Source organism: Homoserinimonas sp. A520, assembly GCF_054489245.1.
This window is the reverse complement of the sequence record NZ_JBTMWX010000002.1, coordinates 56,466-76,753: the sequence shown is the minus strand read 5'-3', so window position 1 is coordinate 76,753 and position 20,288 is coordinate 56,466. Positions and strand designations below refer to the sequence as shown.

Below are 20,288 nucleotides of genomic sequence, written 5' to 3'. Positions count from 1 at the left end.
GTCATTCATACCTCAGATGGGTTACGTCGCCGGCGGCGACAGTCTGAACCGAGGCATCCGCCCGGTCGGTGTAGACCAGGCGGCCCAGCTCGTCGATGCCGGTGGCCGTGCCGTATCGGGTCACGCCGCCGGGAAGCTCGACGCGCACCTGCTGCCCGACGGTGCTGCATTGCTGCTGCACCAGGTGGCGGATGCCGCTGGCCTCGGCATCGCCCCCGTGCTCGGCGAAGTCTCGGTACAGGTGCTTCAGCTCACGCAGGTAGGCCGCGAGCACCCGGTCGACGTCGGTGTCGCCGCCGTGCAGGGCGAGAGAGGTGGAGTTCGGCGTCGGCAGGCTCTCCGCGGGGATCGTCAGGTTGAGGCCGGCGCCGATTACGACCCCGCCAGCGGCGGGGAGCAGCTCGGCGAGCAGCCCGCTCACCTTCAGCCCGTCGATCTGCACGTCGTTCGGCCACTTGACCGTGACGTCCGCCTCGACGAGACCCTCCACGGCTCGGGCCACGGCGAGGCCGGCGATCAGCGGGAGCCAGCCGTAACTCTCCAACGAGAACGACGGGCGCAGCAACACCGACACCGCGAGCGTCTGCCCGGGAGGGGCAACCCAGACCCGGTCGAGCCTGCCCCGCCCAGCCGTCTGGCTGGTGGTGGCGACCACCGAGAAGTCTGGCCAGGCATCCGCTGCCCTGCCGATCAGTTCGGTGTTGGTCGAGCCGCACTCGTCGAGGAACTCGAGACGGGCGGCGAAGGCCTGACTGAGGGGAAGCTGCATCCCACCAGACTACGGAGTGCTTCAGCCGAACGATGACGCCATTTGTCGTCGATGACGCCGATACAAGTTGCGTCATCGCCGACAAACGGCGTCATCGTGAGAAGTGAAAGACAAGCGCGGGACCGCGATTTGTAGGGATGCTCCAAGGGATGCGGTGGCCCGGACGGTAAAGTGAACGACGTGACTGCCGAGACGACACCCCAGAATGCCAACGAAGGCACGCCCGACCTGTACACGACCGCGGGGAAGCTCGCCGACCTGAAGGTCCGCTACCACGAGGCGGTGACGGCCAGCGGCGAGAAGGCGATCGACAAGCAGCACGCCAAGGGCAAGAAGACCGCCCGCGAGCGCATCGAACTGCTGCTCGACCACGGCTCCTTCGTCGAACTCGACGAGTATGTGCGACACCGCACGCACGCTTTCGGCATGGAGAAGTCCCGGCCGTACGGCGACGCCGTCGTCACCGGCACCGGCACCATCCACGGCCGCCAGGTCTGCGTCTACGCGCAGGACTTCACCATCTTCGGCGGCTCCCTCGGCGAGGTCGCCGGCGAGAAGATCATCAAGGTGATGGACCTCGCGCTCAAGACCGGCGTTCCCATCATCGGCATGCTCGACTCCGGCGGCGCGCGCATCCAGGAGGGCGTTGTCGCGCTCGGCAAGTACGGCGAGATCTTCCGTCGCAACACCATGGCATCCGGTGTCATCCCGCAGATCTCCATCATCATGGGCCCGGCCGCCGGCGGCGCGGTCTACTCCCCCGCCCTCACCGACTTCGTCATCATGGTCGACAAGACCAGCCAGATGTTCGTCACCGGACCGGATGTCATCAAGACGGTCACCGGGGAAGACGTCGGCATGGAAGAACTGGGCGGCGCGCTCACCCACAACCAGAAGTCCGGTGTCGCCCACTATCTTGCCAGCGATGAGGACGACGCGCTCGACTACGCCCGCGCGCTGCTGTCGTTCCTTCCGGACAACAACCTCGCCGAACTTCCCGTCTACGAGAGCGACGTCGAGCTGGAGATCACCGACGAGGACCGCAAGCTGAACACGGTCATCCCGGACAGCCCGAACCAGCCGTACGACGTGAAGACGATCATCGAGCACATCGTCGATGCGGGCGACTTCCTGGAAACCCAGCCGCTGTTCGCCCCCAACATCGTCGTCGGCTTCGGCCGGGTCGAGGGCCGCTCGGTGGGCATCGTCGCCAACCAGCCGAACGCCATGGCCGGCACGCTGAACATCGAGGCCGGCGAGAAAGCCTCCCGGTTCGTGCGCTTCTGCGACGCCTTCAGCATCCCGATCCTGACGCTGGTGGACGTTCCCGGTTACCTTCCCGGCACCGACCAGGAGTGGACCGGCGTCATCCGCCGCGGGGCGAAGCTGCTGTACGCCTACTCGGAGGCCACCGTCCCGCTGGTCACCGTCATCACCCGCAAGGCCTACGGCGGCGCGTACATCGTGATGGGATCCAAGCAGCTGGGTGCCGACCTCAACTACGCCTGGCCGACCGCGGAGATCGCCGTCATGGGCGGCCAGGGCGCCGTCAACATCCTGTACCGCGGTGAGATCAAGGCCGCTGAGGCGAACGGTGAGGATGTCGCGGCCGTGCGCACCCGCCTGGCCAACGAGTACACCTACAACGTGGCCAGCCCGTTCCTCGCAGCCGAGCGCGGCGAGCTGGACGGCGTCATCGAGCCGGCCGCCACCCGCGTCGCCGTGGTGAAGGCGCTGCGGGCGCTGAAGACGAAGCGCGAGGCGATGCCGCCCAAGAAGCACGGGAACATCCCACTGTGACCGACAACGCTGTGACCGACGCCCCTCCCGCTGACGGCGCTGAGCCGGCCCCGCAATTCCGGGTGCTGGCCGGCAACCCGACGCCAACCGAAATCGCGGCAGTCACGGCAGTGCTGAGCGCGCTGGCCGAAGAAGGCGAAGGGCAGCGGATGTCCGCAGAGCCGGCTGCGCGCAGCGCCTGGTCGGTGTCGCAACGACAGCTCAGACGCGAGATTGTGCCGGGGCCGGGCGCCTGGAACCGTCAAGCTCTCTAAAAACAAACGATCTTCGCAAAACTCCTGCAAAAACGACCGCTTCCACGCAGGACGTACCCCGAATTGTCCCCATCTACGCGGCGTCTCCGCCGTTTTCCTCCTGTTTCCCGGGAGTGTTCAGTAGATTTGTCCCCCGGCCGTCCCCCGAAGTGACGACTTTTGCGATACGGTCCAACCATGCAGTATTGATGTTGCTAGGTGTTTCTCATAGAGGTACACCCGCCAATCGTTAGCTGACTAGGGTAAGCGAGCTAACGAATTGGGGGCGAGTCAGGGCGGTATTCGGGTTATCGCCCTGACTCGGGGTTTAGCGATTGGGCCGGGTAGGGGTATCCGGCCCTCTCGCATTTAACCGGCACCAGGTTTCGACCCTTCGATTCGGTCGCTGCGCGACCTACTCAGGGGAACTACGGCCCTGGTGGGCCCACTCAACCCACAGAGAAGCTAGTGCTCCACCGGCGACGCGGCCTTCCGCACTTCGCGGGGGATCTCCAGCCACAGGTCGACGCGATCCTCGTCATCCTCGGCGGCCTCAGACCCGAGGGCGCGGGCCTCACCCTCACCAGTGGCGCTCAGCCCCACCACCGTGACCGCGACATCCGACCCCTCCGGAACCGTGCGGGCGATGATCAGGTTGGCCGTCGTGTCGCGGATCGCCTTGGCCAGCTCATTGTGAACGCGCTCCAGCTCGTCCTCCCGCAGGTCGTCCACACCGCCCTCATCGAGCAGGTTCACCACCTTGCCGCGTCGGCGGGCGACCATCACCTGCTCGCGCACGCGGTCGTTGAGCAGCTTGCGACCGCGGATCTCATCGCGAATCGCGCCCTCCAGGTACAGGCACTCCTGGCGTTGGCCGGTCGTCAATTCGCCGCGCACATCCACGATGTGCCTCAGCATCGGGAGCGCCATGCGGCTGGTCTGCTCCAGGCGGAACTGGCGCTCGAAGAGGTGCGCCTCCTGGGCTGCCCGCCACTCGGCAGCCTCACGCTCGGCGAGAGCGTAGGTGCGGGCGTCGCGCCCCGCCTTGTCGAGGGAGCGCGACAGCGCGTGCGACACCCCGACCCACAGCACGCTGCCCACGACGCCGAGCGATGCCAGGGCGCCGGGGCCGGCCCACAGCGCCGTCTGCACCACCAGAGCCGCGACCCCGGCCCAGGCGAACCAGTGGCGCCGCCTCGCCGAGGTGATCACCATCAGGGTGCCCACCGCGGCCACGTACCAGGTCGATCGGTCGGAACCCGGAACATAGTCGGCGCCGGCCACCAACAGCTGACTGGTCACCAGGATGGGCGCAGCCACCGCGATCGCAAGGTTGAACGCCGCAAGCCACAGCTGCATCCGACGGCGCCTGGTTGGCAGCAGGCTGAGCACGGTCGCCCCGGCATACAGCACCATGGCCACCAGGTACAGGGCCGGCGACGAGCCAGCGTTGATGGAGAGGGTGCCGAGCAGCAGGTGGTAGACCGAGAACACCGCGGCCAAAGCCACGATCATGTACCGCGGGACGGTGATCATGAGGCATCACCCACGCGCGTGGAGGGGCGGATGCGGCGGGCCACCGGCGCCGGCCACAAGAGCCGGATCGCGGTACCCTCACCCGGGACGGAGTCGACCTCGACCGAACCCCCGGCGTTCGACACCCGGTCGATGATGGACACCCGCAGCCCGAGGCGCTCCACCGGAATCTCCTCCATAGAGAAACCGCGCCCGGTGTCACCCACCTCGATGAGAACGCCACCATCCGCCTGGCTGGTCACCAGCACCCAATGGGTGACGCCGGGCGCATCGCCGGCATGCTGCAGGCTGTTCACCATCGCCTGCAGGCTTGCCGAGTAGAGCGCTTCCGCAGCCGACGCCGGGATGGCGCTCTCCCCGATGGTGGACGTGCGCACGTCGATGATCGAACTCAGCGTCGACGCGGCCAGGCCGATCCGGTCTGCCAACGCCTGCACGCCCACATCGACCGCGTCGACCGTCGAAGTCGACGTCTCCCTCTGCAGGTGACCGATCGCATCCGTCGCCATTCGCCCAGCCATCGCCCTCGACTCGGCGCTATCCGCCTTGCCGGCAGACAACAGGGTCGTCAGCACGCTGTCGTGCACGATCGCGTCCACCTGAACGCGCTCGACCTCGGTCGCGTGCTCCCGCACGGCGTCAACGTAACGGCTCAGCGCCGTCGCCTGGGCGGCATCCACCGCCGCCGCCGCGCCACGCAGCATCGTCACGATGATCAGCACGGCACCGCCCAGGATGACTGCATAGATGACGTCAAGGCTGACCAGCGCCGGGTGCACACTGCCGCCGGACGAACTAGAGCGGATGATGCCGTACAGCAACGGGGCGAGCAACAGGTAGAAGGTGGCCACCCACACCGGCAGGGCGATCGCTGCGGCGGCAGTGGCCACCGTGACGAGGAACCACAACCAGGGGCGATCGGGGCTCGTCCACTGTTCCCCCTCCAGCCCGATCGGCCAGGTGATCAGGGCAATGAGGAACACCACCAGCACGAACGCGTTCGCGGCACGCACCCAGCGCTTGACAATCGACGCGATCACCGCCAGCACCAGGCCGCCGAACAGGGCAACCCCTATTGTCAGGAACCAGATGTCGTTCGCGTACTTCCACTGGTCGAGCGCCACCGGAATCGTCTGCGCACCGAACGCGAGGCCGAAGAAGGCGACCGAGCGGGAGGCGACAACCTCGATCAGCGCACGGCTGATCGGCCTGCGGGCAGGGCGGGGCTGGCGCGCGACGGGTTTCGCGGCAGCCCTAACGGACATCAACGCCGTCGGAGTCGAGCCCCGGAAGAATCCCGTCCTCGACTGCGCGCCTGAGCAGGTCGACCTTGGTGGGTGCCGGGCGGCCGACCTCGATGTACTTGGCGCGGATCCGGTCGAGATACTCCCGCGCGGTCGAGTAGCCGATGCCCAGTTGCTCCGCAGCAAGCTTGAGCGGGAGGCCTGAGGCGTAGAGGTGCAGGATCTCACGCTCACGACGGCCCAATTGCGCCTTCGCGAAGTCACGGTCGGCATCGATCGCGGTAGCCCACTCGAGGTTGTTCAGCACGTCTCCGCGGGCAACGGACTCGACGGCGCTCATCACAATCTGCGTCGCCGACGACTTCGGGATCACACCGGCGGCACCGGCAGCCAGGGCCTCACGCACCAGCGCGACCCGGTCTGCGATGCTGTGTACCAGCACGGCTGAGCCTGTGGCCTGCACACGCTTCACGTTCTCCGTGACGGTGGAACCGTCGCCGAGGGACAGATCGAGTACGACCACATCGTTCTCGCGGCCGTTCAGGCCGGCGACGAAGTCGTCAACGGATGCTGCAGCCAGGATGAAGTCGAAACCGGCCTCATCGCAGGCGGCCTTCAGGCCCAGTCTCACCGATTCATGGTCGTCCACGACAGAAACCCGTACCTGTCGAGTCGACCGGCCGAGGCTCATAGACGGACTCTCGCTTTGGCTCATCGTCATTCCCGTCTCCCCCAGCTAGCTGGAAGACCAGCACTACTGAACACATGCTATCGGGTGGGCTCAGCGATACGGGGAAGAGACGCCGGGGCGACCTGCGCAGTCTCGCCATTTCGGGAGGCCATGCGACCCGATCGCTCACCTCGTGGCATCCGTCTTCACCAGTGTCGCAACCGCCTCGACGTGGTGAGTGTGCGGGAACAAGTCGAACGCCCGCAGCCGGGTCAGTTCGTAGCCGCGCTCCTGCAGCAGGCCCAGGTCGCGGGCCAGCGCGACCGGGTCGCAGGCGACGTAGACCAACTGGGCCGGGGCGAGAGCCGCCAGCGAATCGACGACCGCCTTCCCAGCCCCGGAACGCGGCGGGTCGAGCACCACCGTGGCACCGGGCAGGCTGGTGCGCGCCTTCGCCAACTGGTTCAGGTAGCGGTCGACGCGGGACGTCACAGCGGATGCGCCCAGCCACTCGGCCAGGTTCTCGGCAGCGTGATCGGTGGCCAGAGAGTCGCTCTCCACCGTGGTGATCCTGGTCTGCCTGCCGAAGCGGTCACCGACGGCCGCAGCCAGCAGGCCGACGCCGCCGTAGAGGTCCTGGTTCGCCGCCCGGGCCTCGAAGAGGTCAGGGTCGATCGCATCCTGCACCGCCGTGGTCAGGGTCTGGGCCGCCGACCGGTGCACCTGCCAGAAACCGTGCACGTCGAGCCGGAACATCCTGTCGCCGACCTGCTCGGTGATGGCGTGACGCTTCTGCTTCGTCTTCTCACCGCCGGCCAGCACGAAGGCGTTGCCCACCGACGGGGCGATCACGTCGACATGGGTCGAACCGGGGAACTTCTCGTCGAGCGGGGTGATCGCGGCCACCTCGGGGGTGGCCAGCGGAACATCCGCCACCTGGATGACCCGGTGCGAGCGGGCCGCGTACGGGCCGAGGGTGCCGTCCTCCGCGACGTGCAGGCGCAGGCGGGTGCGCCAGCCGGTGCCGTCCTCGTTCCCGGGGATCGGCTCGACCACGACCTGACTCTCGATTCCGGCCATGCGCTGCAGGGCATCCGCCAGCACCTGACGCTTCAACTCCCGCTGGTGATCCAGGCGGATGTGCCCGAACTCGGCGCCGCCCGCACGCTCATCCGGGTCACGGTCGACGGATGCCGCCGACCAGACGTGCTCCTGGCGGTGCTCAGACGGGGTCACCACGCTCACCGTCTCAGCCCGCCAGAACTTCGCCTTCGAGTCGTCGCTCACGCGGGCCACCACCCGCTCGCCGGGGATAGCGTCGCTGACGAACACCACCCGGCCCTCGTGCCGCCCGACCGCGATACCGCCGTGAGCTACGTTGGTAACGTCGATTTCCAGCTGCCTGCCCTGCCATTCGCCCATCCCTAGAGCATAGGAGCCCGCGTGCGCCTCTACCTGGCCTCCACCTCACCGGCACGGCTGGCGACACTGCGCGCGGCGGGCGTCGAACCGGCCGGGCTGATCAGCCCCGGGGTGGACGAAGAGGCGGCAGTCGCCTCGCTGGCCGCTGGCCTTGGGAGGCCCCCGACGGCATCCGAAACCGTGTACGAACTTGCCCGGCTGAAAGCCGAAGCCGTCGTCGGGCAACTGGTCGACGGTTCAGCTATCGACGGGTTCATCCTGGGCGGCGACTCGGCGTTCGAGCTCGACGGAACCGTGTACGGGAAGCCTCACACGGCAGCCGTCGCCCGCGATCGCTGGCAGCGGATGGTCGGGCGAACCGGGGTGCTGCACTCCGGGCACTGGGTCATCGACCACCGGGCCGGCAGCGTGCACTCCGGCATAGCCTGCGCCGGGATCGGCGCGGTCGAGGATGCCAGCGTCGAGTTCGCGGCCGACGTCACGGCCGCCGAAATCGACGCCTACATCGGCACCGGGGAGCCGCTGTCGGTGGCGGGCGCATTCACCGTCGACAGCCGCGGGCAGGCGTTCATCCGCCGCATCGACGGCAACCCGAGCACCGTCATCGGACTCTCCATACCGACACTGCGCAGCCTGCTGCGGGACGGGTTCGGGGTGGGCTGGCACGAACTCTGGAACCGCTGAAGTTGTCGACGTCCCCACGAAGGCATCCGTCAAATTTGTGGGCTTTCGCCAAATAGCGGGGTCAGAACCGGAATAGGCTAAACAACTATGCCCCGTATCTCGAAACTTCTGATCGCCAACCGTGGAGAGATTGCGGTCCGAATCAACCGGGCAGCGAAAGACAGCGGCATCGCCACCGTCGCCGTCTACGCCGACCAGGACCGGGACGCCCGGCACGTCAAACTCGCCGACGAGGCGTACGCACTCGAAGGCACCACCAGCGCCGAAACGTACCTGGTCATCGACAAGATCCTCTCCATCGCCAGGCGGTCGGGAGCGGATGCGGTGCACCCCGGCTACGGATTCCTCGCCGAGAACGCCCAGTTCGCCCAGGCCGTCATCGACGCCGGGCTGATCTGGGTCGGCCCCTCCCCCAGCGCCATCGAACAGCTCGGCGACAAGGTCTCCGCCCGGCACATCGCCGAGAAAGTCGGCGCCCCACTCGCGCCGGGCACCCTCAACCCGGTGGCGGATGCCGCAGAAGTACTCGACTTCGTCGACACCCACGGCCTGCCGGTCGCCATCAAAGCAGCCTTCGGCGGCGGCGGACGCGGGCTCAAAGTCGCCCGCACCCGCGAAGAGGTCCCCGAACTGTTCGAGTCGGCCACCCGTGAGGCGATCACCGCGTTCGGGCGCGGCGAGTGCTTCGTCGAGAAGTACCTGGACAAGCCGCGCCACGTCGAAACGCAGTGCCTCGCCGACCAGTACGGCAAGGTCGTCGTCATCTCCACCCGCGACTGCTCGCTGCAGCGCCGGCACCAGAAGCTGGTCGAAGAAGCGCCGGCACCGTTCCTCAGCGACGAGCAGAATGCCCTGCTGTACAGCTCATCGAAGGCCATCCTCCGTGAGGTCGGCTACGTCGGCGCCGGAACCTGCGAGTTCCTCGTCGCCGCCGACGGAACCGTCTCGTTCCTCGAGGTGAACACGCGACTGCAGGTGGAACATCCGGTCTCCGAAGAGGTCACCGGCATCGACCTGGTGCGGGAACAGTTCCGCATCGCTGAGGGCGGCGCGCTCGACTACGACGACCCGGCGCCGCGTGGGCACTCGTTCGAGTTCCGCATCAACGGGGAAGACCCGGGCCGAAACTTCATGCCGTCGCCGGGCCCCGTGCACGTGCTGCGGAAGCCCGGCGGCCCCGGCGTACGCGTCGACAGCGGCGTCACCACCGGCGACGTCATCAGCGGCGCGTTCGACTCACTGCTGGCCAAGCTGATCGTCACCGGGCACAACCGCGAGGATGCGCTCGAACGCTCCCGGCGCGCGCTCGACGAATTCGAGGTGGCGGGACTCCCGACAGTGCTGCCGTTCCACCGCGCCATCGTGCGCGACCCCGCCTTCACCTCATCGCCATTCAGCATCTACACGCGCTGGATCGAAACCGAATTCGACAACCAGATCGAACCGTGGAGCGGGTCGCTGGAAGACGCCGCACCCGCGCAGGCGCGGCGCACCGTCGTCATCGAGGTGGACGGCAAGCGCATCGAAGTCGGCCTGCCGGAGTCGCTGGGCTCCGCGCCGAGCGGCGGCGGGGCGCTGACCGCTCCCCCGCGCCGTCGCGCCGGCGGCGGGGCCATCGTCACCGCGACCGGCGACTCGGTGAAGGCGCCCATGCAGGCGACCGTCGTCAAGTTCGCGGTCGCCGAGGGTGACAAGGTCGTCAAGGGGGACCTCGTGCTGGTGCTGGAGGCCATGAAGATGGAGCAACCCCTGACCGCGCACAAAGACGGGACCATCTCGGGAGTGAACGCCACCGTCGGCGCCACCGTGTCATCCGGGCACCTGCTGCTCAACATCGTCTAGTCCGGCGGCTCGCGCCCCTCGACACCCGACGATGACGGCCTTCGTCGATGATGACCCTGTTAGATAGCACGTCATCGTCGACAAAGCCCGTCATCGTTGACGACCCATCTCAGTGCACCCCTGCTCGGGTGAGCTTGCTCGCCAGCAGTTGAGGTGACCGTGCGACAGTCCACCCCCACCTGACCATCGCGTGGCCCGCGGCGCGCAAGTCGTCCTCGCGATCCTTTTCGTCAAGAAGTGCCTGCTCCGGGGTGCGCCCCCGAAGAAACACCGGATTGCGGTATTTGTCCTTGCCGTCGAACTCACCAATGACACCGAACTGGGGCCACCAGAAGTCGACAACATAGCGACGCCCGCTTGCCCCGAAGAGCTCGACCTGGAGACGAGGCATCGTGATGCCCGCCCGCAACATGCTCACCCGACTCAACGACTCGCCCGGTCGATCGGCTGCGCCATTTGCGAACTCGATCACTCTCGCGATTTTCGCCGAGGACTGGCGGAGGGCCAGCACGGATGCCTCGCGAACGAGGTCGCTTGATACAAGCTTGGTCAGCGGTGGGCCATCGATTGGATGCTCCGTTCTGCGAAGCGCAGCATCCGCCATTGCCACGGCGGGACCGAATGTCAACACCTTCGCGCAGTCCACCACCGTTCTCGCAAGCGTCGTAACCGTCAACCCGTCAATCGTTTCAATGTCGGCAGGAATCCCGACTGTGTGACGTGCGACCGTTGCGCTCGACCGCCCTCCTCCGGACCGCCCCACAATGACGTGGACTTGGTTGGGCCAGTGACCAACAATGGGCAGACGCCACAATGCTGCGGCGGAGTGATGCGAGAACACCAGCCGACGGCGCGATAGCGCAGCAGTCGCCTTCACTCGGGCGCGATAGCGGGAATCTGAACCGAGTTGCGCCCACGCCTCCTGGGTTACGTACGCACCCCGCGCCACCGCAACGAGATCACCCTTCTGCACTCGCGAATAGAAGTCACTTCGCGCGCCCAGCTTCACCTGTTCTCTTGCCAGTACAAGTCCGTCGCGCCATTCCTCGCTGATGTAGTTGAGCATCCTGACATGGTTAGTGATGATTCAGTCACCAATCGATCGCAGTCGACCTTGGAGGACACTCCCGCGCTGCTGGGCGGTGTGGAGGAGCGGAGGCCGTACCAACACAGCAAACGATGACACTAGTTGTCGACGATGACCCTCCATCGAACGGGCGCATCATCGACAAACACCGTCATCGTTAGGAGGGTGGCGCGCGGGCGGGCGACCCCGGCCGGCGGGACGGGCTACGGGGCCTGGTGCAGGGCGCGGGCGGCGTCGGTGATGCTGCCGGAGAGGGACGGGTACACGGCGAACGCCTGCGCGACGTCGTCGACGGTCAGCCGGTGCTCGATCGCGATCGAGATCGGCAGGATCAGCTCGGATGCCTTCGGCGCCACGATCACGCCGCCGATCACCGCCCCGGACCCTGAGCTCGCGAACAGTTTCACGAAACCGTCCTTGATCCCCATCATTTTGGCGCGCGGGTTCTGTGCCAGCGGCAACTTGTACACGTCGCCGCGCACCTCGCCCAACTCGATCTGCTTCTGGGTCCAGCCGACGGTCGCGATCTCCGGCTGGGTGAAAATGTTCGACGTCACGTTGCGCAGCTCGGTCGGGTTCACCGCGTCGCCCATCGCGTGGTAAACCGCGGTGCGCCCCTGCATGGAGGCGACGGATGCCAGCGGCAGGAAGTCGGAGCAGTCGCCGGCCGCGTACACGGAGGGCAGGCTGGTGCGCGCCACCCGGTTGACCCGGATGTGGCCGGAATCCGTCAACTGCACCCCGGCATCCTCCAGCCCGATGCCTGCGGTGTTGGGCACGGAGCCGACGGCCATCAGGCAGTGGCTGCCCTCGACGACGCGGCCATCCGTCAGCGTCGCGACGACTGTGTCGCCGTCCCGCACGATGCTGCTGGCACGCGACTTGTTCATCACGTTCATGCCGTTGCGGGTGAAGACGTCCTCGATGACGCGGGCGGCGTCCTCGTCCTCGCCCGGCAGCACCTGGTCGCGGCTGGAGATCAGCGTCACCTTGGAGCCGAGCGCGTTGTAGGCGGATGCGAACTCCGCCCCGGTCACGCCGGAACCGACCACGATCAGGTGCTCCGGAATCGACTCGAGGGTGTACAGCTGGGTCCAGGTGAGGATGCGTTCACCGTCGGGGATCGCGGAGTCCAGGATGCGCGGGCTCGACCCGACCGAGATGACCAGTGTGTCCGCCTCGATGCGGTCGAAGTCGGTCGCGTTCTTGCCCTTGCCGTTGGCTACGATGACGCAGTTGGGGCCGTCCAGGCGCCCCTCGCCCTGCACGATGCGCACGCCGGCACGGGTCAACTGCGACTTCATGTCTTCGGACTGCTGCCGCGCCAGGCGCAGCAGTCGCTGGTTGACGGCGTGCAGGTTGACGGCGATGCCCGGACGAACCGGCTGGCCATCACCGCCGCGCGCGAAAATCTGCACGCCCAGGTCGCTCGCCTCGCCGATCGCGTTCGCCGCCTCGGCGGTGGCGATCAGGGTCTTGGACGGTACGACATCGGTCAGCACGGCCGAGCCGCCGACCCCCACCCGCTCGACCAGGGTGACCTCGGCGCCGAGTTGGGCGCCGGCGAGCGCCGCCTCATACCCGCCGGGTCCTCCTCCGAGGATCGCGATGCTCTGCTTGCGCTCGAATTCGTTGGCCATTGCCCTATTCTCTCCCAGTCGCGGATGCCTGCCGAACCCGCCGCAGGCATCCGCCGTGCACAAAATGGAGGAGATCTGCCCCGCAGACGGCCGTTGTGGAGCGGATTAGCGCTCCAATGCGCGGATGTCCTTCATTTTCGGCACCACCCCGCGGCAATTAGAGTGGACGGATGCCTACCCAGCCACACATCTTGGACGACCTCGCGACCGACCCGTTCGCGGTCGCCGCCACCGCCGCAGCCGAGATTGCCGAGAAGACCGGCGTCGCCCGGCACGACATCGCGCTCACCCTCGGCAGCGGATGGGCGAAGGCTGCCGACCTGATCGGCGAGACCACCGCGACGATTCCGGCGACCGAGGTCACCGGCTTCAGCAAGCCGGCGCTGGAGGGGCACGTCGGCTCGCTGCGGTCCATCCTGCTCCCGAGCGGCAAGCGTGCCCTCATCATCGGCGCCCGCACCCACTACTACGAGGGCCACGGCGTGCGCCGGGTCGTGCACAGCGTGCGCACCGCGGCGGCGACCGGCGCGACGACGATGATCCTCACGAACGGCGCAGGCGGCATCAAGGAGCACTGGACCCCCGGCACTCCCGTGCTGATCAGCGACCACATCAACCTGACGGCTGACTCCCCGCTGGAGGGCGCCACCTTCATCGACCTCACCGACCTGTACTCGCAGCGCCTCCGCGACCTCGCCCACCAGGTGGAGCCGTCGCTGGACGAGGGCGTCTACGTGCAGAACCGCGGGCCGCACTACGAGACGCCGGCGGAGGTGCGCATGGCGAAGGCGATGGGAGGCCACATCCTGGGCATGTCGACCGCGCTGGAGGCGATCGCCGCCCGCCAATCGGGCATGGAGATCCTGGGCCTGTCGCTGGTCACCAACCTGGCCGCCGGCATCCAGAGCACCCCGCTCAGCCACGACGAGGTCATCGAGGCCGGCCGGTCGGCCGAGCCGGTGATCAGCGCGCTGCTCGCCCGAATCGTGGCTGCGCTGTGACCCCCGTCGACGCCGCGAAGGCGTGGCTTGCGCAGGATCCGGACGCCGAGACCCGCACCGAATTGGGCGCCCTGATTGCGGATGCTGAAACCGGCAGCGAAGGCGCCATCACCGAACTGCAACGCCGGTTCGGGTCCCGGCTCACGTTCGGCACGGCCGGGCTCCGCGGCCCGATCCAGGCCGGGCCGAACGGGATGAACCGCGTGCTGGTCGCCCAGGCTGCCGCCGGCTTCGCCGCCTACCTGCTCGCCCGCGAGAAGTCCCCATCCGTCGTCATCGGCTACGACGGGCGCAAGAACTCCCGCATCTTCGCGACCGACACGGCGGAGCTGATGGCCGGCGCCGGGGTGCGCGCCATCCTGCTCCCCCGCCTGCTGCCGACACCGGTGCTCGCCTTCGCCGTGCGTCACTTCAACGTGAGCGCCGGCGTCATGGTGACCGCATCGCACAACCCGCCGAACGACAACGGCTACAAGGTCTACCTCGGCGGCGCCGACCAGGGCGCGCAGATCGTCTCCCCCGCCGACGCCCACATCGAGGAGCAGATTCGCGCCGTCGCCGGCACCGCTAGCGTGCTCGACCTGCCGCGTTCCACCGACTACGAAGCAGCGGATGACGAGGTGGTCGACGAGTATGTGCGCCGCACCGTATTGCTCAGCACGCCCCCGACCGTTCCCCTGAACTTCGTCTACACGGCCATGCACGGCGTCGGTTCTGAGACCGCCAGGCGCGTCTTCGCCGACGCCGGCTTCGGCGAGCCGACGGTGGTCGCCGAGCAGGACCAGCCGGATGCCACCTTCCCCACCGTCGCGTTCCCCAACCCGGAGGAGCCCGGCGCCCTCGACCTGGCCTTCGCCACGGCGACCAGCGTCGGCGCAGAGCTGATCATCGCCAACGACCCGGATGCCGACCGGCTGGCCGTCGCGGTGCCCACAACGAACGGCCCGAGCGCGGACGGCACCGACAACGGGGACTGGCGACGACTCAGCGGCAACGAGGTCGGCTCACTGCTCGGCTGGCGAGCTGCCATGCGGATGCGGGCGGCCGGTACCGAGGGCACGCTCGCCGCATCCGTGGTCAGCTCGCCGGCACTCCGGGAGATCGCCCGCAAATTCAACCTGGACTACGTCGACACCCTCACCGGCTTCAAGTGGATCTCCCGCGCCGGCGGCCTCGCCTACGGCTACGAGGAGGCGCTCGGGTACCTCGTCGACCCGGACAAGGTACGCGACAAGGACGGAATCTCCGCCGCGCTCGACTTCCTGGGCCTCATGGCCGAGCTGAAGGCATCCGGTCGCACCCTCGACGAGCACCTGCTCGACTTCGCCGCAACCTTCGGCGCGTATGCGTCGTCGCAGATCTCGATCCGCGTGACCGACCTGGGCGAGATCGCCCGGGTGATGAGCGCTCTGCGGGCGGTACCACCGGCCACCATCGGCAGCGCGATAGTCAGCCGGATGGACGACTTCTCCGGAGGCTTCGGACCATTCCCAGCCGCCGACATCCTGCGCATCTGGCTCGCCGGCGGATCGCGCATCATCGTGCGCCCGAGCGGCACAGAGCCGAAGCTGAAGATCTACATCGACGCATCGTCGACGGATGGCACGGCACCCGAACGGGTGGCCGCTGCGACGGCGCTGGTCGCCGACCTCGAGGCAGGGATGCGGGCCCTGATCGCCTAGTCGCCGCTAGAGTGCGGGGGTGAAGAACACCCGAGTCTCGCTTGCCTTGGCAGGAATCACGGTCGTCGCCGGCGCCTACGCCTTTCTCGCTCCACTCTTCGGGTTCGGGTCCGCCGCCATCCTGGGCATCGCCCCGACGGCGTTGGGCCTCAGCCTGGCGTTCCTCTTCCTCAGCGCACGCACGCGCCTGGTGGTGATCCCGCCGTTTGTGCTCGGCATGGCATCCGCCACGCTCACCTTGGTCTCCTGGTCGGTCGGCTTCGGTGAAGCGGATGCCGGTGCACCACGCTCCCCGCTCGGCGAGCTGTTCATCCCGGCCGCGGCCTGCGCGATCGTGCTGCTCGGAGCATCCGTCGGCGTTGCCGTCGCATCCAGGCTGCGGATGCGCCCGATTCCGCGCGTATTGATGGGTGTGGCGATCGGCCTGCTCAGCGTGCCGTTCGTGATCCCGCTGCTGCTGTCGGCACCGGCGGCGGTCGTCGTCGGTGTTGCGCTGATGCTCGTGATCGGGCTGCGAGGGCGCACGCCGGCGCCGGCGACCCGGACCCGAGCATCCGCCGGCCGGGGTGTTCGTCCGCTCGCAATGGTCGCCTTCGCGATGACTGTGTTGTCCCTGGTGTACGGTCTGGTGGCCGGCATCATGCTCGCGGGAACGGATGCCGCCACCCAGGCGATGGGGATCATGGCCGCCGGCGGCAACCTGGCCGCCGTGCCGCTGATGGCGGCGCTGGGCCAGAAGTGGGCTCCCGGCCGGGCGGGACCGAAGATCGGGCTGGTCATCAGCGGGCTCGGTGTTGCCGTCACCAGCTTCGCCTGGGCCACCGGTGTCGACCTGAGTGGCGGGCTGTTCCTCGCCATTCCCGCGTTCGTCGCCGTCTGGGCGGGAACGATGGCCGGCGTGCTGCTGCCGTACCGCGGACTCGCGCTGGTCGGCATAAGCGTCGTCGTGGCGATCGGCGTGGCGGTCGCGTATTTCATGTTCGCGTTCAGCACGGCCGGGGCTGCACTCGCCGTGGTCAGCGGCGCGCTCGTGTTCGGCGGGTGGCGTGCACCGAAAACGAAGGAGATCGGCGCGCCGCTGACCGGTTGACGCGGAAAGCAGCCCTGGAACCGGGGGCTCCTTCAGTTTCGGGCACCAGCTCGGGTCGCCGAGTCGGGCCGAGTTGTGGGTTGCCGGAGCGGAGTACCCGCAGAATGAACCGACTCGTGGCTGGCAACAGACTCGCCAGCGACCGCGAATTACGCGGAGGCAGGTTCAGCCGAGCGCCCGGTGCAGTTTCCGCTGGAGCTCGTCGGTGTCGAAGAAGTTGTCGACGACGATCACTTCCGCATAGGTCTTGCCGATCGCCTCCACGAACTCGGCCGACGTGAGGATGACCTGGGCGTCGTCCGCAACGGAGACCACCGTGCCCACGTCTGCCGCAACCACCTCCGCGTCGATCCCGAGCCGTCGCAGCACGCGCTCCGCGTTGACCTTCAGGATGGCCGAACTGCCGATCCCGGCCCCGCAGATCGCGACGATCTTCACCGGCCGGCACCCATGATCTCCAGCACCTCGTCGGCGGTGGTCGCCGCGGCGATGGCATTGACAGCATCCGAATCGTTGAAAATGTTGGCGATGGCGGCGACGGATGCCAGGTGGGTCTCGACCCGCAGGATGGCGAGCCCCAGCACCACGCGAACCGGGTCATTGTGCGGATGCCCGAACGGCACCGGATCCTTCAGCGTCACGACGGCCAGCCCGTCGGCGAGCACGTCCGGGCCGGGGCGCGCGTGTGCGAGGGCGAGCCCGGGGGCGATAACCACGTACGGACCGTGCTCGTCGATCATCCGGATCATCTCCTCGGCGTAGCCGTCGCGCGCCGAGCCCATCGCGGCCAGGGCGTGACCGGCCACGCGCACGGCGGCGCGCCAGTCCTCGGCTTCGGCGTTCAGCACGACTCCGGCTTCGGTGAGCGGTGGCAGCACCATCCTCAGGCCTGCTCGAATCCGGCGCTGATCGCTTCGGCCAGCTCCTCGCGGTCCTCCAGGGGGAGGAACGCCGCCTCGGCCGCGTTCAACTGGAACACCTCGAGGTCGCTGACGTCGTAGCCGAAAGTGTCGCTGAGCAGCGACAGTTCGCGGCTGAGCGAGGTGTTGCTCATCAGCCGGTTGTCCGTATTCACGGTCACGCGGAACCCGAGCTGGTACAGCAGGTCGAACGGATGATCGGCAAGCTCGGTGCCCCAGGCGTTGGTCTGCAGGTTAGACGACGGGCTCAGCTCGAGAGCGATCCCGCGATCCTTCACCCACTCAGCGACCGGTCCGAGCGTGACGTAGGTGTTCTCGCCGTCCTCGTCGTCCATTTCGACGTCTTCGGCAATGCGAACGCCATGGCCGAGCCTGAGGGCGCGGCCGTCGAAAAGGGCGCCGCGGATGCTGTCGATCCCGTCCGCCTCGCCGGCATGCACGGTCACCGGCAGGAAGTGCGTCGCCAGGTAGTCGAAAGCGTCACGCATCCGCCCGGCCGGGAAGCCGGCCTCCGCTCCTGCGATGTCGAACCCGACGACGCCGTTGTTGCGATGGCGCACCGCAAGCTCGGCGATCTCCAGCCCGCGGTCGGCGTGGCGCATGGCGCTCACCAACTGGCCGACGCGGATGCGACCGCCGGCGTGCTGCACCTCTTCGACACCGGCTTCGAGGCCCTCCTGCACCGCTTCGACAGCCTGGTCGAGGGTCAGGCCGCGGGTCAGGTGCTGCTCGGGCGCCCAGCGGATCTCGCCGTAGATCACGCCGTCCGCGTGCAGGTCTTCGACGAACTCGCGAGCAACCCTCGCCAACCCGTCCGTGGTCTGCATGACGCCGGTGGTGACGTCGAATGTCTTCAGGTACTCGACCAGCGAGCCGGAGTCGGCGCTGGTGGAGAACCACTCGGCCAGGGAGGTCGGGTCGGCCGCCGGGAGGTCGAGACCGACCTCATCCGCCAGCTCGATGATGGTCTGCGGTCGCAGCCCGCCGTCGAGGTGATCGTGCAGGGACACTTTAGGCAGGGCGCTGATGTTCACGCCACCGCCCTGGAGCAGGAAGACCTCGGGGGCAGTGTTCATGCCTCAAATCTACCGGTTCGGATGCTCCGGCGCCCCTGTGATAACGCTCCAGCTCCGCGTCGCAGCCAACCAAGAGCCCGTTCGTTGACGGCGACAGCCCTCGAGACGGCTCGTGGTCAACAAACAGGCTCGTGGTTGCGGCAGCAGGGGCGGATGCTGCGGTGAGCCCCGAAGGACGAGTAGGGCTAGTCGACGCGGCCGGCGATCAGCGGGCCGCCGTCCTCGATCGGGTCACCGGCGTCGCCGATGCGGTACGCACCCTCGAGTGCCTCCAGGGCACGCTCGAAGCGGGCCGGCTCATCCGCCGACAGGGTGAACAGGGGCTGCCCCTCGGTCACGGTGTCGCCCGGCTTGGCGTGCAGGTCGATGCCGGCGGCGTGCTGCACCGGGTCCTGCTTGCGGGCGCGGCCCGCTCCCAGGCGCCAGGCGGCGATCCCGAACGGCAGCGCCTCCTGGGCGACGAGCACACCTGAGCGGGAGGCCGTGACCACATGCGTCTCGCGGGCAATCGGCAGCTCGGCCGTCGGGTCGCCGCCCTGCGCGCGGATCATCGCGTTCCAGGTGTCCATCGCCCGGCCATCCTTCAGCGCGGCCTCGACGTCGGCTTCGGGCTGGCCAGCCAGGGCGAGCATCTCGCGCGCGAGGGCGACGGTGAGTTCCACGACATCCGCCGGTCCGCCACCGGCCAGCACCTCGACCGACTCCCGCACCTCGTTGGCGTTGCCGATCGCGTTACCCAGCGGCACGTGCATGTTGGTGAGCAGCGCGATCGTGGCGACCCCGGCATCCTTGCCCAGCGCCACCATGGTCTCGGCCAGCTCGCGGCTCAGCGCCGGGTCCTGCAGGAACGCGCCAGAGCCGAACTTCACGTCGAGCACCAGGGAGGCGGTGCCCTCAGCGATCTTCTTGCTCATGATCGACGAGGCGATCAGCGGAATCGAGTTCACCGTTCCGGTGATGTCGCGCAGCGCATACAGCTTCTTGTCGGCCGGGGCGAGGCCGGCGCCGGCGGCGCAGATGACCGAGCCGACACTCTCCAGCTGGGCGAAGAACTCCTCGTTGCTGAGGTCGGCGCGCCAGCCGGGGATGCTCTCCAGCTTGTCGAGCGTGCCGCCGGTGTGGCCGAGGCCGCGTCCGGACAGTTGCGGAACAGCGACGCCGAAGGATGCGACGAGCGGCGCGAGCGGGAGGGTGATCTTGTCGCCGACACCGCCGGTCGAGTGCTTGTCGGTGGTCGGCTTTGACAGGGAGTCGAAGTTCATCGTCTCCCCGCTGGCGATCATCGCCAGCGTGAGGTCGCGGATCTCCCGGCGCTCCATCCCGTTGATGAAGATCGCCATCGCCATCGCGGCCATCTGCTCGTCGCCGACATAGCCGCGGGTGTAGGCATCCACCAGCCAGTTGACCTGCTCCGTGGAGAGGGCAGCGCGATCGCGCTTGACGTGGATGAGGTCGACGACGTCGAACGGTTCGATAGTGCTCATGATTCCAGCCTGTCAGATTCGGTGCAGCGTTCAGGGAGGAGAAACACGCTCATCCGCGTGAAAAACTCCCTCATTCACTGCGGATGGCACATAAGAGCCCTCAATTGC

The 20,288-nt window shown here is 67.8% G+C and carries 18 protein-coding genes; 7 read left to right on the top strand and 11 right to left on the bottom strand.

Annotated elements, in window-relative coordinates:
- Position 1 precedes the first annotated feature (1 nt).
- Positions 2 to 769 carry a biotin--[acetyl-CoA-carboxylase] ligase gene (locus ACX3PH_RS04875; protein ID WP_459089994.1) on the bottom strand — a complete coding sequence of 256 codons (768 nt, stop codon included), beginning with the start codon at positions 767 to 769 and terminating at the stop codon, positions 2 to 4.
- A 171-nt stretch (positions 770 to 940) separates the two neighbouring features.
- Between ACX3PH_RS04875 and ACX3PH_RS04870 the strand changes: the two genes are divergently transcribed.
- Both ACX3PH_RS04870 and ACX3PH_RS04865 read left to right on the top strand, forming a co-directional pair.
- Positions 941 to 2,569: an acyl-CoA carboxylase subunit beta gene (locus tag ACX3PH_RS04870; protein WP_459089992.1), complete on the top strand. Its 1,629-nt coding sequence runs from the start codon at positions 941 to 943 to the stop codon at positions 2,567 to 2,569.
- Entirely contained in the window at positions 2,566 to 2,823 is a 258-nt protein-coding gene (locus ACX3PH_RS04865) for an acyl-CoA carboxylase subunit epsilon (protein ID WP_459089990.1), read from the top strand. The genes ACX3PH_RS04870 and ACX3PH_RS04865 overlap by 4 nt, the downstream gene beginning before the upstream one ends.
- 444 nt (positions 2,824 to 3,267) lie before the next feature.
- Here the strand turns inward: ACX3PH_RS04865 and ACX3PH_RS04860 are convergent, their stop codons facing one another.
- The 4 genes from ACX3PH_RS04860 to ACX3PH_RS04845 form a co-directional block, all read right to left on the bottom strand.
- Positions 3,268 to 4,338 carry a hypothetical protein gene (locus ACX3PH_RS04860; RefSeq protein WP_459089988.1) on the bottom strand — a complete coding sequence of 357 codons (1,071 nt, stop codon included), beginning with the start codon at positions 4,336 to 4,338 and terminating at the stop codon, positions 3,268 to 3,270.
- On the bottom strand, positions 4,335 to 5,603 hold the full coding sequence (locus ACX3PH_RS04855; protein ID WP_459089986.1) for a sensor histidine kinase: 1,269 nt from the start codon (positions 5,601 to 5,603) through the stop codon (positions 4,335 to 4,337). Before ACX3PH_RS04855 ends, ACX3PH_RS04860 begins: the two co-directional genes overlap by 4 nt.
- Positions 5,593 to 6,297, bottom strand: a complete 705-nt coding sequence (locus ACX3PH_RS04850) for a response regulator transcription factor (protein ID WP_459091424.1) — start codon at positions 6,295 to 6,297, stop codon at positions 5,593 to 5,595. The genes ACX3PH_RS04855 and ACX3PH_RS04850 overlap by 11 nt, the downstream gene beginning before the upstream one ends.
- Before the next feature lie 141 nt (positions 6,298 to 6,438).
- Positions 6,439 to 7,674, bottom strand: coding sequence for a class I SAM-dependent RNA methyltransferase (locus tag ACX3PH_RS04845; RefSeq protein ID WP_459089984.1), 1,236 nt, complete (start codon positions 7,672 to 7,674; stop codon positions 6,439 to 6,441).
- 21 nt (positions 7,675 to 7,695) lie between these two features.
- Between ACX3PH_RS04845 and ACX3PH_RS04840 the strand changes: the two genes are divergently transcribed.
- Both ACX3PH_RS04840 and ACX3PH_RS04835 read left to right on the top strand, forming a co-directional pair.
- On the top strand, positions 7,696 to 8,358 hold the full coding sequence (locus ACX3PH_RS04840) for a Maf family protein (protein WP_459089982.1): 663 nt from the start codon (positions 7,696 to 7,698) through the stop codon (positions 8,356 to 8,358).
- Positions 8,359 to 8,445: 87 nt separating this feature from the next.
- Complete coding sequence (locus ACX3PH_RS04835; protein WP_459089980.1) at positions 8,446 to 10,200, top strand: acetyl/propionyl/methylcrotonyl-CoA carboxylase subunit alpha; 1,755 nt, start codon at positions 8,446 to 8,448, stop codon at positions 10,198 to 10,200.
- A 109-nt stretch (positions 10,201 to 10,309) separates the two neighbouring features.
- Here the strand turns inward: ACX3PH_RS04835 and ACX3PH_RS04830 are convergent, their stop codons facing one another.
- Positions 10,310 to 11,266: a hypothetical protein gene (locus ACX3PH_RS04830; protein WP_459089978.1), complete on the bottom strand. Its 957-nt coding sequence runs from the start codon at positions 11,264 to 11,266 to the stop codon at positions 10,310 to 10,312.
- Positions 11,267 to 11,490: 224 nt separating this feature from the next.
- The gene (locus ACX3PH_RS04825; RefSeq protein WP_459089976.1) at positions 11,491 to 12,927 is read right to left on the bottom strand and encodes an NAD(P)H-quinone dehydrogenase; all 1,437 of its coding nucleotides are present in this window, start codon (positions 12,925 to 12,927) and stop codon (positions 11,491 to 11,493) included.
- A gap of 170 nt (positions 12,928 to 13,097) precedes the next feature.
- Between ACX3PH_RS04825 and ACX3PH_RS04820 the strand changes: the two genes are divergently transcribed.
- From ACX3PH_RS04820 to ACX3PH_RS04810, 3 genes are read left to right on the top strand one after another with little or no spacing between them, the layout of a single operon-like run.
- On the top strand, positions 13,098 to 13,928 hold the full coding sequence (locus ACX3PH_RS04820; protein ID WP_459089974.1) for a purine-nucleoside phosphorylase: 831 nt from the start codon (positions 13,098 to 13,100) through the stop codon (positions 13,926 to 13,928).
- Entirely contained in the window at positions 13,925 to 15,610 is a 1,686-nt protein-coding gene (locus tag ACX3PH_RS04815) for a phospho-sugar mutase (protein ID WP_459089972.1), read from the top strand. The genes ACX3PH_RS04820 and ACX3PH_RS04815 overlap by 4 nt, the downstream gene beginning before the upstream one ends.
- Before the next feature lie 19 nt (positions 15,611 to 15,629).
- Entirely contained in the window at positions 15,630 to 16,700 is a 1,071-nt protein-coding gene (locus ACX3PH_RS04810; protein ID WP_459089970.1) for a hypothetical protein, read from the top strand.
- A gap of 165 nt (positions 16,701 to 16,865) precedes the next feature.
- On the opposite strand, the gene ACX3PH_RS04805 is transcribed toward ACX3PH_RS04810, so the two are convergent.
- The 4 genes from ACX3PH_RS04805 to ACX3PH_RS04790 all read right to left on the bottom strand — a co-directional run bounded on the left by ACX3PH_RS04805 (position 16,866) and on the right by ACX3PH_RS04790 (position 20,180).
- Positions 16,866 to 17,138: a PTS sugar transporter subunit IIB gene (locus tag ACX3PH_RS04805; RefSeq protein ID WP_459089968.1), complete on the bottom strand. Its 273-nt coding sequence runs from the start codon at positions 17,136 to 17,138 to the stop codon at positions 16,866 to 16,868.
- Positions 17,135 to 17,581 carry a PTS sugar transporter subunit IIA gene (locus ACX3PH_RS04800; protein WP_459089966.1) on the bottom strand — a complete coding sequence of 149 codons (447 nt, stop codon included), beginning with the start codon at positions 17,579 to 17,581 and terminating at the stop codon, positions 17,135 to 17,137. Before ACX3PH_RS04800 ends, ACX3PH_RS04805 begins: the two co-directional genes overlap by 4 nt.
- Positions 17,582 to 17,583: 2 nt before the next feature.
- Positions 17,584 to 18,696 carry an adenosine deaminase gene (locus ACX3PH_RS04795; protein WP_459089964.1) on the bottom strand — a complete coding sequence of 371 codons (1,113 nt, stop codon included), beginning with the start codon at positions 18,694 to 18,696 and terminating at the stop codon, positions 17,584 to 17,586.
- Positions 18,697 to 18,881: 185 nt separating this feature from the next.
- The gene (locus ACX3PH_RS04790) at positions 18,882 to 20,180 is read right to left on the bottom strand and encodes a thymidine phosphorylase (RefSeq protein ID WP_459089962.1); all 1,299 of its coding nucleotides are present in this window, start codon (positions 20,178 to 20,180) and stop codon (positions 18,882 to 18,884) included.
- Positions 20,181 to 20,288: the final 108 nt, after the last annotated feature.

Coding starts and splice junctions, on each gene's coding strand:
- ACX3PH_RS04875 (WP_459089994.1), bottom strand. CDS start 769: ATGCAGCTTCCCCTCAGTCAGGCCTTCGCCGCCCGTCTCGAGTTCCTC.
- ACX3PH_RS04855 (WP_459089986.1), bottom strand. CDS start 5,603: ATGTCCGTTAGGGCTGCCGCGAAACCCGTCGCGCGCCAGCCCCGCCCT.
- ACX3PH_RS04845 (WP_459089984.1), bottom strand. CDS start 7,674: ATGGGCGAATGGCAGGGCAGGCAGCTGGAAATCGACGTTACCAACGTA.
- ACX3PH_RS04835 (WP_459089980.1), top strand. CDS start 8,446: ATGCCCCGTATCTCGAAACTTCTGATCGCCAACCGTGGAGAGATTGCG.
- ACX3PH_RS04790 (WP_459089962.1), bottom strand. CDS start 20,180: ATGAGCACTATCGAACCGTTCGACGTCGTCGACCTCATCCACGTCAAG.
- ACX3PH_RS04850 (WP_459091424.1), bottom strand. CDS start 6,297: ATGAGCCAAAGCGAGAGTCCGTCTATGAGCCTCGGCCGGTCGACTCGA.
- ACX3PH_RS04825 (WP_459089976.1), bottom strand. CDS start 12,927: ATGGCCAACGAATTCGAGCGCAAGCAGAGCATCGCGATCCTCGGAGGA.
- ACX3PH_RS04795 (WP_459089964.1), bottom strand. CDS start 18,696: ATGAACACTGCCCCCGAGGTCTTCCTGCTCCAGGGCGGTGGCGTGAAC.
- ACX3PH_RS04820 (WP_459089974.1), top strand. CDS start 13,098: ATGCCTACCCAGCCACACATCTTGGACGACCTCGCGACCGACCCGTTC.
- ACX3PH_RS04800 (WP_459089966.1), bottom strand. CDS start 17,581: ATGGTGCTGCCACCGCTCACCGAAGCCGGAGTCGTGCTGAACGCCGAA.
- ACX3PH_RS04830 (WP_459089978.1), bottom strand. CDS start 11,266: ATGCTCAACTACATCAGCGAGGAATGGCGCGACGGACTTGTACTGGCA.
- ACX3PH_RS04860 (WP_459089988.1), bottom strand. CDS start 4,338: ATGATCACCGTCCCGCGGTACATGATCGTGGCTTTGGCCGCGGTGTTC.